Origin of the sequence: Stenomitos frigidus ULC18 (assembly GCF_003003795.1) — a bacterium.
Lineage (GTDB): Bacteria > Cyanobacteriota > Cyanobacteriia > Leptolyngbyales > Leptolyngbyaceae > Stenomitos > Stenomitos frigidus_A.
Map to the genome: position 1 here is coordinate 105,785 of NZ_PVWK01000140.1, position 16,343 is coordinate 122,127.

Annotated in this window: 13 protein-coding genes; 3 read left to right on the top strand and 10 right to left on the bottom strand. The window is 50.2% G+C overall.

The annotated features are described in order from the left end of the window. The first annotated feature begins 505 nt into the window (after nt 1–505). The 3 genes from C7B82_RS25735 (at nt 506) to C7B82_RS25745 (ending at nt 2,337) form a co-directional block, all read left to right on the top strand. Nucleotides 506–1,609: a spore photoproduct lyase family protein gene (locus C7B82_RS25735; RefSeq protein WP_245940093.1), complete on the top strand. Its 1,104-nt coding sequence runs from the start codon at nt 506–508 to the stop codon at nt 1,607–1,609. A 270-nt stretch (nt 1,610–1,879) separates the two neighbouring features. Further along, nucleotides 1,880–2,101 carry a hypothetical protein gene (locus C7B82_RS25740; protein ID WP_106259615.1) on the top strand — a complete coding sequence of 74 codons (222 nt, stop codon included), beginning with the start codon at nt 1,880–1,882 and terminating at the stop codon, nt 2,099–2,101. A 14-nt stretch (nt 2,102–2,115) separates the two neighbouring features. Continuing rightward, nucleotides 2,116–2,337, top strand: a complete 222-nt coding sequence (locus C7B82_RS25745; RefSeq protein ID WP_245940094.1) for a ParE family toxin-like protein — start codon at nt 2,116–2,118, stop codon at nt 2,335–2,337. Between the two features lie 71 nt (nt 2,338–2,408). On the opposite strand, the gene C7B82_RS25750 is transcribed toward C7B82_RS25745, so the two are convergent. From C7B82_RS25750 to C7B82_RS25805, 10 genes are all read right to left on the bottom strand, one after another. Continuing rightward, nucleotides 2,409–3,467, bottom strand: a complete 1,059-nt coding sequence (locus tag C7B82_RS25750; RefSeq protein ID WP_106259616.1) for a glycosyltransferase family 4 protein — start codon at nt 3,465–3,467, stop codon at nt 2,409–2,411. Between the two features lie 5 nt (nt 3,468–3,472). After that, complete coding sequence (locus C7B82_RS33985) at nt 3,473–7,108, bottom strand: glycosyltransferase (protein ID WP_245940095.1); 3,636 nt, start codon at nt 7,106–7,108, stop codon at nt 3,473–3,475. Then, nucleotides 7,105–8,520, bottom strand: coding sequence for a glucose-6-phosphate isomerase (locus C7B82_RS25770; protein WP_106259617.1), 1,416 nt, complete (start codon nt 8,518–8,520; stop codon nt 7,105–7,107). The genes C7B82_RS33985 and C7B82_RS25770 overlap by 4 nt, the downstream gene beginning before the upstream one ends. 133 nt (nt 8,521–8,653) lie before the next feature. Continuing rightward, complete coding sequence (locus C7B82_RS25775) at nt 8,654–9,469, bottom strand: glycosyltransferase family 2 protein (RefSeq protein ID WP_106259618.1); 816 nt, start codon at nt 9,467–9,469, stop codon at nt 8,654–8,656. Nucleotides 9,470–9,558: 89 nt separating this feature from the next. Then, on the bottom strand, nt 9,559–10,638 hold the full coding sequence (locus C7B82_RS25780; RefSeq protein WP_106259619.1) for a glycosyltransferase family protein: 1,080 nt from the start codon (nt 10,636–10,638) through the stop codon (nt 9,559–9,561). 24 nt (nt 10,639–10,662) lie between these two features. Beyond that, nucleotides 10,663–11,952 (bottom strand): glycosyltransferase, encoded by a 1,290-nt coding sequence (locus tag C7B82_RS25785; RefSeq protein WP_106259681.1) that lies wholly within the window; start codon nt 11,950–11,952, stop codon nt 10,663–10,665. A 161-nt stretch (nt 11,953–12,113) separates the two neighbouring features. Then, entirely contained in the window at nt 12,114–13,133 is a 1,020-nt protein-coding gene (locus tag C7B82_RS25790) for a polysaccharide pyruvyl transferase family protein (protein ID WP_106259620.1), read from the bottom strand. Between the two features lie 184 nt (nt 13,134–13,317). Beyond that, the gene (locus C7B82_RS25795; protein WP_106259621.1) at nt 13,318–14,526 is read right to left on the bottom strand and encodes a glycosyltransferase family 4 protein; all 1,209 of its coding nucleotides are present in this window, start codon (nt 14,524–14,526) and stop codon (nt 13,318–13,320) included. After that, complete coding sequence (locus C7B82_RS25800) at nt 14,523–15,449, bottom strand: glycosyltransferase family 2 protein (protein WP_106259682.1); 927 nt, start codon at nt 15,447–15,449, stop codon at nt 14,523–14,525. The genes C7B82_RS25795 and C7B82_RS25800 overlap by 4 nt, the downstream gene beginning before the upstream one ends. A 61-nt stretch (nt 15,450–15,510) precedes the next feature. Further along, a complete protein-coding gene (locus C7B82_RS25805; RefSeq protein WP_106259622.1) occupies nt 15,511–16,341 on the bottom strand; it encodes a glycosyltransferase family 2 protein in 831 nt (276 codons plus the stop codon). Between the last annotated feature and the right edge of the window lie 2 nt (nt 16,342–16,343).

Sequence of the window (16,343 nt, forward strand, 5' to 3'; positions counted from 1 at the left end):
TCATAAATCTCAACCCCTTGGTAGGAGGGCTCAAACTAAAGTCGTTGCTTTGATGGGGAAAGGAAGCCACTTTTTTAGACAAAAATGGCATGAATCCAGCAACAAAATGGGCAGTCTGATGATCTTTCCTGATGTAAGCTGCGTTAAACATGAGACCTTCTGATAATGATTGAAACCTCCAAAAAACAATCGTATCAGTATTTTCAAGGCAGTTAAGCGCTTAAATTTACATGCTACAGTCACCTAAAGTTTGACTCCTCAGGATCTTTGTTTTACTTTCTGCGCTGCAAAAGCTTTTGTTCGTTATCTTCACAGAAAATTTAAATAAGCTTTGAATTTCCAGTCGCCACAGCTTGACCATTTTCTATCATTCAACCGCTCATGCTGAAAAACTTAGGAGGATGGGTAATCCCTCGTCTGTATAGGGTGAGATCCGTTCAGTCAAAGCGGATTGCACGATCGTGCAATCATTACGATAAAGAGACGTTTAGAGAAGACATTGATTGTGACAACCACCGTTTCGGAACGTTCCTTGTCATCCGGATCGACCTCGCTTCAAAACGCTTCTGACGCTCCGCGCTTGTGGCTCCCTGAGCGCGTTTTGTTCACGCCTTCAGCCTTGGAGTTGCCTTGGGGGCAGCAGATTCTGTCGCGTGTAGAGGCACTAAACTTGCCCGTTGAAACCTTGCCGCGCGATCGCCTGACGGGATTGCGGGGTGAAGATGACCGCGAGACCTACGCGATCGCCAAACGGACTCTTGCCGTTGTCGTTGCTCCACCTAGTCACTTTAAGCTCAGTCCCATTCCACCCTCCGCAGACTGGCAGTTTCATTTGGCGGAAGGCTGTCCGGCTCACTGTCAGTACTGCTATCTGGCAGGCAGTCTGCAAGGGCCACCGGTGATTCGGGCGTATGCCAATCTGCCGCAGATTTTAGAGAACCTGGCAGCGTATGAGCGTCCCGGTCAAATAACCTCTTACGAAGTCAGTTGCTACACCGATCCGCTCGGTATTGAGCATTTGACGGGTAGCCTTGCCGAATGCATTCGCTACTTTGGTACGCGACCTGATGCTCATCTGCGTTGGGTGTCGAAATTTGATGGAGTCGATCGTCTGCTTGACCTACCGCACAATGGGCGCACACGCTGCCGGATGAGTGTAAATGCAGCTCCGATCGCTCAAAAGCTTGAGGGTGGCACAGCTTTTGTCGCTAAGCGTCTGCAGGCACTACGACAACTGGCCTTACCCCGATCTCAGGGTGGCGGTGGTTATCCGATTGGACTGGTGATTGCGCCGATTATGCCGATCGATGATTGGCAGATTCACTACAGCCAGTTGTTTGATGCCATTGAAGCGGCGATCGACTTCGATTGTGATTTCACCTTTGAACTTATTTCTCACCGCTTTACACCCGGCTCCAAGGATGCGCTGCTGAGTTGGTACCCCAACACAACCCTTGACCTGGACGAGTCTACCCGTAGCGTCAAACGCAACAAGTTTGGCGGCACGAAATATGTTTACGCTACCGAAACGATGAAGACCCTGCGTCGCTTTTTTGAGCAAGAAATTGCCCGACGCTTTCCGCAAGCAAGGGTACTTTACTGGACTTAAAAGCTTTGGGCTGGCGATTAAAATCGCGCCTACAAGCACCAAGTCCGCCTGCGCGGACTAAGCTTTGCATGGGTTTTCGAGAACCCGTGTAGGCGGGTTTTGTCTCTGTAGCTGCGGTTTCAACGCCCATCGGAAAGATTTGTCAGGCAGGCAGCTTAAAAGCTTTCCTCAAAATGCCTCAGATTTAGCCAGGTTACGACGGACGTACTGATTGCCAAGCCATAATGGAAATACTATGAATGAATATGCTCCTGAAACCTGGAAGGTCGTATGACTAAGCGATTGGATGTTGAAGCAGCGATTAAGCAATTACCAGAGCGTGAAGTCCGCGATCTTGCAAAGTGGCTGCAAGACTATCTGAATGAGATCTGGGATCGGCAAATTGAAGCCGATCTAGCATCGGGGAAATTAGATCATTTAATGGCTCAAGCAGAAGCAGAGATTGCAGCAGAGAGCGTGAGGGATTTAGATGGAGTCCTTCGCAACGGCTGATTTCTGGAAGGCTTATGCGGCACTGCCACCTGATCTATAAAGAGCAAGCGCAGAAAACGTACCAACTTTGGCAGGAAAATTCACTTCATCCTTCTCTGCATTTCAAGAAAGTCGGTAAGCATCTTTGGTCTGTTCGTGTCGGTGGTGTCTATCGAGCCTTAGCTTTGAAGAAAGGCGACGATTATTATTGGTTTTGGATTGGTGCTCACGATGAATATGAGCGTTTTTTGCATTAGTCTCTCTCATAGGGCATGTTACGCCGCACCAACACACCGAAGCTGATGGATTACCGACTTCTCCATCAGGTTTATTCCGAAAGTAGTTCGGAGTACACTGCCACTGTTTCAGCGTGAACTCGTGCTACTTTCAGCCAGTCTAGATTTCGGCGCGATCGCGCTTTCCACTCCTTCAACAACTCAGAATCACGTAGTAAGGGGGCGATCGCGTCTGCCAATGCTGTGGGCTTGGCGGTTGCTACAAGGATACCTGCTTTGCCACCATCCAACGCTTCTGGAATGCCGTCAACATTGCTTGCTACGATCGCGCAACCAGCTCCCCGCGCTTCTGATAGGACTAAACCAAACGGCTCCTGACGCGAGGCGAGGACGAAAATATCGGTAGCGTGTAAGTAGCGCTGGGGTTCTGCCTGGTAGCCTTCAAAGTGAATGCGATTTGCAACGGCTGTAGCGTGTGCTTGCGCCTCAAATTCGGCGCGATCGGGGCCATTGCCAATTAAATAGAGATGAGCGTCTGGGAACTCTGCTCCCAGACGCTCAAACGCCGTAATCAGGTCTGCAATGCCTTTGCGATGGTACATACCAGCCAGTGTGGCGATCGAGGGATGCTGAAGCGTGACAGGCGGCAATTCCGATAACCGTTCGCGCGGACTGCCCAACGTGCCGTTGCAGACCACTCGCAGTTTTGCTTGGGGGATGCCTCGCTGAGCCATCGAGTCTGCTACTGACTGACTGACGGCAAGTACGCGGTCGGCTAACCCCATTAAAATGGCGCTGCGCTGGAATTCGTTGTGGACAGTAGACACCAGTCTGTAGGGTGACTGTCCTCGGAGTGTCCATGCGATTACGATGCCCGTCATCATGTGAGCGTGAACAACGTCTGGCTGCATGGTTTTCACTAGCGTCCGATACAGCCCAGCCGCCCGCAGCAGATTCAGTGGTTGACGGCGTTGATCGAGCGGCACGTGGGTCACTCCGTAGCGGCCTAAGAGGCGATCATAGCTCCCTCCCGCAGACGCGACGACCACCTTATGACCAGCTTCTGCCTGCAGGCATGCTAAATCGACTGCCGCATTAACGATGCCGTTGCCAATTTCCTGAATGTGGTTGAGGAGGTGCAAAATTCGCATGTTGCTTAACTGACCTGAAGAGCCTTCTGGTGTGTTAGTTGCGACAGCACATGGATGTACTGATCGGTAACGCGATCGACTGAAAATTCCTGGGCACGTTGGCGGAGCACATCAGCGGCGATCGGCGCTTGCAAGGTAGCTAGGATACCCTCTGCCAGCGCTGCCGGATCGTTTACGGGAACCAGCTTGCCATACTTGCCACCCTCCAAAATTTCGGCGGGTCCACTGGGGCAATCGGTGGAGACGATCGCGGTGCCTGCTGCCATCGCTTCGGCGACGACATTGCCAAAGCCTTCAAAAATTGAGGACAGTGCAAAAACGCTGGCATGAGCCATGTAGGCATAGGGATTTTCGGCAAAGCCCGGTAGCGCTACGTCGTCTTGCAAGCCCAGTGCACGGATCTGTGCCTCCAGCTTTGCCCGATCTTCGCCTTCGCCTAAAATCATCAGCCGTGCCGATCGCTGTTTGCGCACGATCGCAAACGCCTCTACCAGAGTGGGAAAGTCTTTCTGACTGACCAAACGACCGACACCCAGAATGACGGGTGGTTCTCCTGTTGCGAACCAGGGATGGTCAACGGGCTGCTGCATTTTTGCAAGCACCGCAGGCGTGACGACCGGGTTATAAATCACTCGAATGGTGTCTGATGAGATTCCTGTTAACCGAGCAACATCCTCTGCAACACCTTTGGATGCCGCCACGATCGCATCTGCCCACGGGTAAAATAAGCGCACCAATTTGGGTCTGATCCGGCCGATCGTGTTGGGTTGATGATCACGAAACTGCTGCGACAGATTCGTTTGCACACACATCACAACTCGAGTGGGTACGCCAGCTAATCGTTGTGCCCAGGTTGCAGAACTGAGAATATCCAGGGCCGAAAAGAGTACGGACGGTTGTTCCTGTTGTAAGTAGCGACGCAGTGCCAGTGTTTTCGATACCAGCAGTGGCGATCGTGCCTTCAAGTCCACAATCCGAATCGAGGACGGCACGGTGTCTAGATAGGCTCCTTTGGTCTCTGCCAGTACCAGGTCAATTTTGAAGCCACGTCCTGCCAAACCTTCTGCAAGATGAAGCATCGCTCGTTCGGCACCACCGCCTTCGAGGGCGGGAAGGAAAACGCTGAGGAAGGGCGTAGAGGGAGAAAAGGGCATAGGGTGAGAGGGGGAGGGGGGGAGGGGAGATGGCGATGGAGGGGAATTTTTGAATGTTGTATAGCCTTTGGCATTCCAGAAACGCGAAGCGTCTCCAAAGGAGATTTGCCTTAATTCTGACCGCTGACTGCTGACTACCGCTTGCAACAATTGATCGATCTGTTGCCAAATGTGATTGATGTCAAAGCGTTGCGTGGCCTCGACTTGGGCAGCTTGGGCAATTGTGTGAACGGGCTCTGGATGATCGCGGCAGTGGGCGATCGCGGCGGCTAGTGCCTGTACATCGCCTGGTGGCACTAACCAACCAGTGACGCCTGACTCGACTAATTCCACAGCGCCGCCAGAGGCAGAAGCGATGACAGGTCGCCCACAGAGCATGGCTTCGGCAATGACACGCCCAAAGGGCTCGGGTGCTGTAGAGGTGTGAGCCACCACATTACACGCCTGCATTAACGGTACGACATCAGAGCGGAAGCCTAAGAAACGCACTCGGTCTTGTAGCCCTAACGCGTCTACTTGTGCCTTAAGTGTCTGCACATAGTCCTGTTCACCAAAAAGCGCATCACCAACAAAGAGAGCGACAACATCGGCAGGGCAGTGAGGCAACGCTTCAAGCAAAATATGCTGTCCTTTCCAGGGAGACAGACGGCTAAAATGCCCTACCACAAAGCGATCGTCTAGCCCAAGCTGTTGCTTTAACTGGGTTGTCATCCCACTTGCTTGCTTGTATGTGGCTAATTCAAAACCGTTGTAAACCACAGCCGCTAAATCTGCCCGTCCACCCGCGTCAATAAATGCATCCCGGCTAGCCTCTGAGGTGGCGATCACTTGACTGGCAAAGCGATTGGCTAAGGTGACAGCAAGACGGCGATTCGTCGGGCTAAAGTGATCGTCGGAAAGAATGTCGTGCAAATGGAACACCAGCGGACGGCGACTGAACAGGCTTGCCAGTACACCGACCACCAATGCCTTTTGAGTGTTGGCATAAATCAGATCGTAGCGACGGCTGAGACGCGCTACTTTCATCGCTATTGGTAGCAGTTGCCCGAGGCTTTGCAATCCCTGCACTAAACCGCTGTCTTTCCGCACCTGAATGGGTTCTGTTTCCAAGACCTTGACTGGTACTCCATGTTTGCTCAACGCCGCTTCAAACGGACCATTGGTGAAGAGACAAACCAGGCATCGATCGCGATACGGCTGCACAATATCCAAGAGACACAATTCCGCACCTGCCAGTGCACCACTTTGGTCAAGAAAAAGAATCTTCATTGCCGTTGTTGGAGACGCTGGATCGAGAGGCTGTGTTGCGCTTGCTTTGGGGCTCATGATTATTTGTCTTAGACCATTGACCATTGGCATTTCAATCCATAAATAGGTGAGATACCCTGTGACGAGTGTGGTTGTCAGCAACAAACCAGCAGTAACTGGATAACCAATACGGTCAAGCAGATGGGTTGTGACGATCAGCTTCAACAGTACCGAGAGACAGAGATAGTGTGTCAAATAAACCGAATAAGAAGCATCACCCAAAGACGTAAATAGTCGTGCTAGCAATGTCGTTGTTTGGCGGCGCGATCGTTGCAAGTCGAAGGCCGCTGCACCAAAGACGATCAGCGTTGACGGTATGCCATAAGCAAGAACGGGATTCAGAATGAGCGATCGCTCCGCTTGAGCAAAACCAAAGAGGAGAAAGCATGACGTACCTAACAGTAAGAAAAAGGTACTCTTTAGCTTCAAACGGTTCAGTAGCACCAGGCAAGCCGCTAAACAGCCCAGCAGAAACTCAAGATTGTGAGCGTTAAACAGAAACTGCAGCAGAAAGTGCTTCTCTGGGTTGATACTACCTGAAAGACTGTCTAAGAAGAGAACAACTGTACCGAAGAGCCATCCCAATAGCAAATAACGAAATCGTTTGAGCGGTAGTACGATGGCGAGTGCAAAGACGACATAAAAAAGCATTTCATGGGTCAATGACCAGCCCACAATTAAGATAGGAAGATGCGGCTGGGGCACTAACAATAACGATTGAACAATGACCGCTAAATCACGTTCATGGCCGTAGCCCACTTGAGGCGCTAAGAAGTAGATGGGCAGTATGGCTAAGGTGATCAGCCAATAGAGCGGATAAATCCGAATGAGTCGTTTGAGAATAAACGGTTTGAGTCGATTGCGCTGACCAATATCGGCTTGATGAACGAAGAAAATAATAAAGCCACTGAGTACAAAGAAAAAATCGACTCCAGCACCACCAAAGGTGAACAAGTTACCTAAAAACGGCTGACCCAGCTTTTCTTGGCTCAGTTGAGTGATGTGGAACAGCAGCACCAGCAAAGCGGCAACGCCCCGACAGATCTGAATGCCTTCTAAGCGAGGTTTTACCGCTTTTTGCAACGCGATCGAGGCTGCTGTAGAACCCACTGCTCCTATCTGATCGGTCACAGCAGTGCTGTCAGCGACGGGTAGATCCTTCCCACTTGATGCCCTCATTCGCTTCCTACCTCCGACAGCAGCTGTTGCTGACGATAGAAGCGTTGAGCTGCCAGTGCGATACCTGCAAAACTCCACATCACGACGCCCGATAACGCCAGCGTCGAACTGCCCAAGCCGATTTGGGCAAACACACCCAGGCTGATGGCACGTGACGCGCTGACAAAGGGGTCAGATCGCCCCTCTGTTCCCCGAAACAGGCTAAAAAACAGCAGAATCATGCCGCCCAGATAGGGGATAGTCCCGAACCAACCCAGGTTAAACAGCATTGACAGAATGCCGCTATCATTGCTGCCCAGGCTATCGTTCGCCAGCACAAAGCCCAGCCCGTTGCCTGGAATTTCTGCCAGCGCATCACCCAAAATCTGACCGTATCCTTCCAGGCGCTGGTTGTAGCTCACGTCGTTCTGCGTATTCGAGAAGGTTTGCAGCCGCGCCGCGATCGCCCCTGAAAATGGCTGCATATTCACGAGCGGAATCACACAGATTGCCATCACCAAAATCGTCACAATCAATCGCATCTGCAGTCGTGGCTTGAGCGATGGAATGTACATCACCACGCCCACCACCCACCCCAACCAGGACGATCGCACCAGCGAGAGCAAAAACGATAGATAACCGACGCCGACTGCCGCAAACCGCAACATACTCTGACTGCTAAACAGCAACAGGAGTCCCGCCATCATCACGGTGGCAAACGGCCCCGGCGAATTCATGGTGCTGAAGACGCGCATTCCCAAGGGCTCTGGCGTACCAAACGCGATCGACTTTGAATTAATCAACCAAAAGCGATCCCATTCTGGTGCGATGAGATATTGCAGTACCCCGTATGCTCCTGATACCAGCACGCCCCACAAAAACACACGCTCTAAATTCTGGCGATAGGCCGGGTAGCTCCGCCAGTTAACGAACAAATGAAAGCCAAACAGAATAGGCGCTAACCAGTTCAGCAGCGGCACCACAACTGCCGTCGGTGGGTACTTAATGAGACCGACCAACATGCCATAGAGAACTCCCCCCGCCGATAAAATAAACGGCAACCCATCCTGTCTCAGGTAACGGGGAAAATGCTGCACAAAGGTCAACCCCGTCAGCATCATCACCAGAAACGGTGCCAGCAACACAGGGCTTGGATCAACCCAACCACTCTGAAAGTCGATCAAGCGCCTGACAAACGGAGTCAAGAACGCGAGCCACCAGGCAAAGCCCAGATAGAGCACTGGATAGCGCCGAAACAGAAAAAGCCCAACTGCCAGCGCCCCAGCAGGATAGGCCAACCGCAGCAACCCACCCGCATGCGCCAGGATGCAGAGCAATGAGAAGAACACCAATCCTAACATGGCAGTCCACGCCAGCGTTGGCTGTAAACCAAACTGGGGGCGACGACTGGGAGTGGCGACATCGGTTTGCATCGGGAAAAGTTGAAGGGGACAGGCTAAAGGCTAAAGGAGTTTTTAGTTTTTAGAAGAAAGCTGACTGCTGACCGCTCAATTAATTCAAAACTCATAATTCAAAACTCAAAACTCAAAATTGATCATTCAAAACTCATTTCCTGCCTTGTCGCCTCGCTTTCCAATCAATTTCGTACAGCTTGGCTTCCTTCAAAAAGATATAAAAACTCCACAATCCAGAGAGGGTAAAACCCGCCATGCCCTGACGAAACATGCCGTACCAGAGGTACTGCTGTACAAATTTAGCCAAGGGTTTGAGCACCAGGCGGAGCAGGCTAAAGCGTGTGCCGGTACGGTGAGCCTGCTGGGCATCCAAGTCGGTGTAGCGATTGAAGCGAATCACTAAATCGCTGATGTCGCGGAACCCGTAATGCCAGATCACGCCTGGCAGTTTCACCACGGGAGCATCTTTGATATCGGGGCCTTCATGCACCAGCACGTCTTTAATGCGAAACACGGTTTTGTTGTAAAGACGTGTGTGGTACTCCGGTCGTGTGTCGAGCCAGGTGTCCCAAAAGTCGCCGATGCGAACAGCAGAGAAGGCGTTGGCTGTGATCGTGGGTGCCTGCTTCCATTCCAGCAATGCATTTGACAGACGATTGTCAATCACCTCATCCGCATCAATGAAGAAAATCCAATCGTGCTGTGCCTTGTCAGCACCAAAATTACGCTGATTGGAGTAGCCCGACCAGGGATTGTGATAAACCTGACAGCCGAGATCGTGAGCGATCTGAACAGTGGCATCCTCGCTACCACTGTCTACAACCACAATTTCATCAGCAAACGGTTTGCACGATCGAATGGCGTTGGCGATACATTCCTCTTCGTTCTGCGCAATGATGACGATCGACAACTGTCTTAACGGTATTGCGTTCACTGATTTAGATGGTGATGCTTGGCTCACTTGCATAACGACCTACTGATAGAAAGAAGAATCAAAAAGAATGTTGTTTACGAGGCAGAGTTTTGATTGAAGAAACGTGTCTAAGTCAATAGGGTCTAAGACAATATTTTTTGCTCTACCAGGCTTAAAAGCCGAGAGGCAAAGACGTTGACTGTATTCATCTGATTGTGAGTCTCATACCACTGATGGGCTGCATCTGCGATCGCCTGCATTTGCTCCATTGCCAACTGTTTTGCTTGCACTCCAGCGAATAAAAATTGCTCATCTGTTTTCAATCCATCCATAAGGGGTGATCGATTCTGTGTGACGATCGGCACCAGTCCATGAGCGCAATAGGTGGCGAAAACACCTGATTTTGCTAAACGACCATTATCAGTAGAGTAGACGATTCCTGCAAGGGAATCAGAGAGCAACTGGCTAATCAAAGCGGCGGGCTGTTTGCCTTTTTCAACCAGTCGAATGCCTGCGATTTCTGGCTGGTTGAGATGCAAAGACGGCCCCACATCACAGATTTCTTGGATCCCTAAAAGCCTACAGCTATTGATGAGCATTGCCTGCGATCGCTGATAAATTCTGGCGCGGCGTCCGGATGTGCCAAAAACAATTAAGCGTCGCTGCCGTTGCTCCAGCGGTAGTGGTTGATCACATTCACCAATATTAGAAAACACAGGCAGATTGATGATTGGTTGCCGTAACCGTCTGGTTAGTATTGTCTTTGTGACAGCATTATTGGTCACAATGGCGTTGGCTAAGGTTGCCAGCTTCCAGGCAACTTGTTGCTGCCAGGGAAAGAGATAAAAGGTTTTCTTTAATAAATAGAACGATGGGAATTCGTGAAACACAATGATGAGTGGAAGCGATCGCTCTTGCTGCATAGATTTCAGGGCTTTAACCAACCAATTGGGTGCGCCACGTTTGGGATCGTAAGGATAGTCTGAATAGTGTAAAACAACGGCTTGAATGCGTGTTGGAATTGCTTTAACAAACGCCTGCGGGCTCTCAACAGGCAAGTGAAGATGCGGAAAGCGATGGTCGTCTAAGGCATGCTCTTGTGGAAACGTCATAAACTGTGTGCGAATACCGTGTTGCAACAGTCCATTCGCTAACGTCAAGGCATAATCACCAATGCCATCGATCGCGGGGGGAAGTTTGGGGCATAGTTGTAAAATTTCCATCAGTTGCGGATCATCTAACGGTGCTTAACTGGGGCTTGAAAGAAGCGGTGTTGGCGTTTTTGTGAGTCCTAACGCTTGCTGCATGGAGCGGCGAATTGAGTGCACAATGTTGGCACGATCGTAGTGCTTGATTGCGGTCACTCGAGCTGATGCCCCTAGCCGACCGCACCGATCATCGTTTTGTAAGAGGGCCACACAGGCAGCGGCGAATGCTTGTGGCTCATCTCGCTGCACAAAATCTTGACCATCCTTAAAGACCAGTCCTTCTGCCCCAATACGAGTCGAAACGATAGGTTTGCCATAAGCCGCAGCTTCAACCAGTTTTACGCGTGTACCGCCGCCCGACAGAATGGGGCAACAGACTACCCGCGATCGACAATACAACGCGTCCAAATCATCCACAAAGCCTGTGAATTCTACGCCTGGTGGGTTGCTGCGGTAGGTGCGAATATTCTCAGGCTGTTTGCCAGCAATAATCAAACGAGCTTCGGGCAACTGCTGACGGACGATCGGAAACACGTTCTCAATCAAAAAATTAGCCGCGTTGATGTTCGGATAATAGTGATACGCTCCCAGCAGCATGAGGGTTGGCTCTGCCGTTAGTGGTTGCGGTCGGGGCATCGTGACCGCATTGGGAATGGAGACGACATCGGCTAAGCCCTGCCTGGTTAAATACTCCTCATCGTGTTGTGAACAAACATAGGTTTGCTTTGCCAACCGGATTGCTTGCCGTTCGCCCCACCAAAACGCTGGCAGTTGTAAATAGTAGAGAGACGTGATCAGTCGCGTGGGTGGTTGCCGAATGTCGCGTAAGAAAGCGATGTGCTCAATGTCGTCCAGGTCAAAGAAAATGGGCGGCAGCGGCTTTTGAGTCAGCATTGCGGGACACATCGATCGCAGCCGATGGATAAACACTGCATCCGGTTGACGGCTTAGACAGGCTTCAAAGGCCTGAATTTGCTTCGGTTGGCTGGTACGAATCAAGTCACGCTGCTGAAAAAAGTTCAGCATTCCCGGTGTTTGCTGTTGCCATTTTGAAAGCGGCTTGGCATGCATGAACTCTGGACACAGAAACAGAGTGATGGGTAGGTTCCAGTGTTCTGAAAGGGCCTTCTCAGTGGCCGCGATCGCCTCTGGTGATGTATCGGTTTCAGGTGGAACGTAAAACAGCACATCCAATGCCGCCTTTGCGGAACGTTGGTCTTGCAGCATCAATTGCAACGCTTCAACAAACATGGCCATCCGCTTATACGTGCCCTGCACATCAAGCCGCAGATCACTTGGAAAGTGGGTTGAGACAAAAAGCACTCGCATAGGGAAGAGAGGTGGCAGATGAACAAGAACAAGAACGACGATCGTGAGCAAGGAGTGGTGAGCAACCAGTAGCAAATAATCGACATTGGGTTTAGCGATACTTGCTACTGAGTTACTTAAGCATTAAAACCTCTTTTTGGCGTCTAGCTAATGAATGTTGTTCAAGCGATTATAGATTGAAATTGGTGTCGCCATCGCTCAATTGCGGCAGTGTCAATGGTAATTCTGGTGACAAAGGGAGCGTTAATCCATTGTTGTATAGACTTGAAATCATGGCGATCGGCTGATGGTAAGCCAGTCGATCGAGCAATTTCGGCAGCACGATGGTCAATCTTGAGAATTAAGGATCGTCGTCTTGCTAAAAGGCAGCGAATGCCACCATGCAGACGGGTGCCAATATAATCCAATGATGGCTCAAACTTGAGCAAATTCTCTAGCATCGCTAGCGATCGATCGAGTAACGTAACAGGTAGATTGAAACTCTTAACATAGTCAGAATCGCCTGCCCCTTGAGGCCAAAAATAAACGGTTTTATAGCACGAGATGACAAGTTCTAACAGCGTCCGATCAAGTTCAACATTGCGAGAGTAATCGGTCAGCATCAACAGCGCATTTTCTGCCTTTGTGTGCGGAATGTCGGCAGACTTTAAGTTAGCCAGCGTCCACATGGTAGGACAACCTGTATTAATCACATTCCAGAAACCCATCGAGCGTAATTTCAACTCTGTATAGTGATCTCTCACTGAATGTATGCAGCTTGACGATAGCGCCAGATGTAGTAGTGCCATGGTATAGAGGTTTGGCCTACCCTGGTATTGCCACCAGCTTACACCGAGTAAGATGACCCGTTTTTGTAACCGTAGTGCATCTCGAAAAAAGATTTTCCATTGGTTGTAGTGGTTCATCTGCGATGACAGTAAATTTGTGCCGCCGACTAAAACAACAGAACTTTCTTGGATAATCTGAAAATGCTTTTCCTCTAATGGCACATGAGTTGAAATTTTGGCGGTTTGTTGATCGCCGAAAATATGTTTAATCTCGCGCAAGACCGCTTTTTGAATAATGAGATCGCCCAGATTTTCGCTGGGTGATCTGTTGTGATCTGCAATGCCTGGATCAAATAGGCAAACTTTAAATGGTCGTGCAGCATTTTTCTGATCGACGTAGAGAGGTTTCAACATAATCGGCTTTTCTTGAAACTGTTCGGTGAGTGAATTTCAAGAACTATCTAAACATAAAATGTCGATAGCATTTGTTGAGTTCGTATCACTCTGACGACTATTAAATGAGCGGTGAACCATTAATTTTTCCTTTTCCTGAGCTGAATTGCATTACTAAAACAAAGGACTTTGGTTTTAAAAAGAATTAGTTGATTGACTCGGAGACTGCTGTGTAATGATTCCTTGCTTGCGATGTTGATGGGAGCTTTTGCAGCAGACTCAATGTTTGCTCAATCATGGCCGTTTGAGTAAATATTTGTACCTGTTTCTTTGCCTGCTGTGCCATGCGCTGCATTTGCTCAGGGTGCTGCAGTGCCCAACGAATGGAGTGATGCAACTCGTCACTCTCTCCTGCACGGCATAGCAGTCCATGCACTTGATGTTCCATGACTTCAGGAATACTGCTGGCATTGGTAGTCACAATGGGCACACCATAGGCCATCGCTTCTAGCAAGGCAAAAGGATGTCCTTCAAACCGAGTTGGAAACACAAATAAATCTGCTGCAAGCAGCAGGCGAGGCAAATCAGAACGGTGTCCGAGTAGGAGCACTTTGTCTGCGATCGCGGCTTTTTGCAGGCGATCGTATAGTTCTTGCCGTTGTTCGCCCTCTCCAGCCCAGACAAACCGGAGATCAGGATACTCCTCAAGCAGCGTTGGAATCGCATCAATTAAATCGGTATACCCTTTTTGCGGTACTAGCCGACTGGCAGTTAAGAGAACCTTACTATTTGCAGGAATTCCCAATTCCTGCCGTACCGCTTGACGTAAAGTTGCTTGTGCTGAAGGGTTACAGTCCAATGTTGAAGGCAACTTGATGCCGTTGTAGATGTACCGAATGTCGCTGGTAGGCATCTGGAATAAGGCGGCAAGCAGATTGCAGTTCGCTTTAGAGTTGGTGAGCCATTGCTGCTGTCTGGTTCGCATCCAGGCATACGCACGCAAGCGCGATCGGCTCAGTGGAATCAACTCTGGTGGAATCAGGTGAAACATCACGACTGTTGGCATCTGCAGCCGTCCACAGGCAAGAAGGCTGCCCAAACAATGGTCTGCCCAGGGTAGGTTGATGAGTACTACATCTGGTTGGAGGGCGAGCAGCAGCGCACGCGTGCGGGTGAAACGTAAAAAGGCGTCGCTCATCGCTTGTATGCCCCGACTCAGCGTCTCAGCAATGTCTAGAGGGTGGTAGAAGACCTGACTAGTTGCCAATGCCTGTCGCAACGAGGTGTTTTCTTCCGTCTGAGGAAAGGCTGCATGGGTCTCCCATCCTGCTTGAGCTGCTGCCGTTGCGATCGCCAGCGCATAGGCTTCGGCTCCACCACACACAGTGGCCGATGCAATGATCAAGCACCTCATGAGCTGGCCCCTTTCGGTGTCGTTCCCCGTGTCCACTGCCGCTGCCACTGTTTATAAAGAGGTTTCCAGAGTGCTGCTGGCAGGCTGGGGCTGAGATAGCCATACGTCCAAAACAGTCGATACAGTGGCGATCGCAACAGCCATTGACGATCTTTGCCAGACTTTAGAATGAACTGCCAATCTGCCAGGACGGATTGGTGCCAGCTTTTCCAGGCATCACGCAGGCCGGTATCGTAGCCATACAGGGCTTGCAGCGCTAGCGTTTCCCGATAGGTGCGCTTATAGACCTGGCGCAGCGGCTCATTGTGAGAGTGATAGACCGCCGCCTCTGGTGCATAGATGATTTTTTTGCCCAGCGCGAGGATTGCCCATGCCCACTCCACGTCTTCGCATCCAGAGAGTACTTCATTGAAGGGACGTTTTTCCCAGCACTGACGACGAATTGCGGCATTGGCATTGGAAAACACACGATCGCTCAGTTCGTTTGGGTTGGTTTGTACGCGTGGTTGATCGCTATAAAAGCTACAGTAATCCCGCTCTACAGGGGGATAGGCGTCAGGATGCGGCACTTGCTTGCCATAGACGCCCGCGACATTAGGATCAGCAAAGGGCAATACTAGATGCTTTAACCAATCGTGATCGCAGGGAAACGCATGAGCGCTCAGCGCAACAACAATGTCTGCTGACGTGGCGGCAAAGCCAAGGTTTAGCGATCGTCCAAAGGTGAAGTCTTCAGGCAGCATGGTCAGCAGCCTGACAGCAGGACGCTGTTTTACCAACTCGATCGTGCCATCCGTCGAGCCTGAATCCACGACGATGATTTCGTCTGGCTGTAGCGATTGCTCGATCATTAAATCAAGCGTCTTGGCAATATCTTTCGCTTCGTTTTTCGTGCGAATTAAAATACTGACTTTGGGTTTCATAAAGATCTCGATCATAGGTAGAGCAGCCAGAGGCAAAGCGAGAAAGACACTGAGCTAGTGATTATCTCGCAGCCGATGAAAGCTTGAACATTTTTGCTTTGATGGCCTCTGGTAACGCTTGAGGCTTGCGCAAAAAATAAGCGGCTGTTGCCCAGTGATCGCGCAAAACTAGCTGCATTTGTTGCAGTAACGGTAAGTCTTTACGGTAATGCTTGAGCAACTGATTTACTCGATGATTCATCTGTCCCTTTTTCATATCATTCACTGTTTTTGTTCCTTCCAGGCGACGGTAATTTCCCCAGGTGCGATCGACATAAACCACGTTTGCCGCCTGCACTGCTTTCAAAATAAAATCCAAGTCCATTGAATAATGATCATCAAGCGAGTAAAGTCCAATTCTTTGGTGCAGCGATATGTGATAAAAGTAGGCAGCAGGGTTGCAGGGATAGGGGTTGACATTCACCCCAACGACTAAATCGAATAGACCGAGTTTGCCAGGTTTATTCACTTCAATTAATCTGCCGTCATCATCCCAAATATTGCAGTTGCCGACTAAAAGACTCGGTTCCGGTAAAGACTGAAAGCGATCGACAACATCGTTTAAGACATTGGGTTCATACTCATCATCGACGTTGAGTACGCCCATGACGGTTCCGCTTGCCATCGTAATACCCTTATTCATGGCGTCTGACTGTCCACGATCGGGCTCTGAACGCCAGCGAATATGAGGGTAGCGATCGGCATATTGCTGAATAATATCTACCGTACGATCGGTGGAACCGCCATCGATGATGATGTGTTCAAGATCAGAACAGTGTTGCCCTATCACAGCCTCAATGCAGGCCGCAATAAATCGTTCACTGTTATAAACCGGGGTAATAATACTCAACATAA

Excerpts from the sequence above, each read along its gene's own strand:
- C7B82_RS25800 (WP_106259682.1), bottom strand. The coding sequence starts at position 15,449 with ATGAAACCCAAAGTCAGTATTTTAATTCGCACGAAAAACGAAGCGAAA.
- C7B82_RS25785 (WP_106259681.1), bottom strand. The coding sequence starts at position 11,952 with ATGCGAGTGCTTTTTGTCTCAACCCACTTTCCAAGTGATCTGCGGCTT.
- C7B82_RS33985 (WP_245940095.1), bottom strand. The coding sequence starts at position 7,108 with ATGAGGGCATCAAGTGGGAAGGATCTACCCGTCGCTGACAGCACTGCT.
- C7B82_RS25805 (WP_106259622.1), bottom strand. The coding sequence starts at position 16,341 with ATGTTGAGTATTATTACCCCGGTTTATAACAGTGAACGATTTATTGCG.
- C7B82_RS25775 (WP_106259618.1), bottom strand. The coding sequence starts at position 9,469 with ATGCAAGTGAGCCAAGCATCACCATCTAAATCAGTGAACGCAATACCG.
- C7B82_RS25790 (WP_106259620.1), bottom strand. The coding sequence starts at position 13,133 with ATGTTGAAACCTCTCTACGTCGATCAGAAAAATGCTGCACGACCATTT.
- C7B82_RS25750 (WP_106259616.1), bottom strand. The coding sequence starts at position 3,467 with ATGCGAATTTTGCACCTCCTCAACCACATTCAGGAAATTGGCAACGGC.
- C7B82_RS25780 (WP_106259619.1), bottom strand. The coding sequence starts at position 10,638 with ATGGAAATTTTACAACTATGCCCCAAACTTCCCCCCGCGATCGATGGC.
- C7B82_RS25795 (WP_106259621.1), bottom strand. The coding sequence starts at position 14,526 with ATGAGGTGCTTGATCATTGCATCGGCCACTGTGTGTGGTGGAGCCGAA.
- C7B82_RS25740 (WP_106259615.1), top strand. The coding sequence starts at position 1,880 with ATGACTAAGCGATTGGATGTTGAAGCAGCGATTAAGCAATTACCAGAG.
- C7B82_RS25770 (WP_106259617.1), bottom strand. The coding sequence starts at position 8,520 with ATGCAAACCGATGTCGCCACTCCCAGTCGTCGCCCCCAGTTTGGTTTA.
- C7B82_RS25745 (WP_245940094.1), top strand. The coding sequence starts at position 2,116 with ATGCGGCACTGCCACCTGATCTATAAAGAGCAAGCGCAGAAAACGTAC.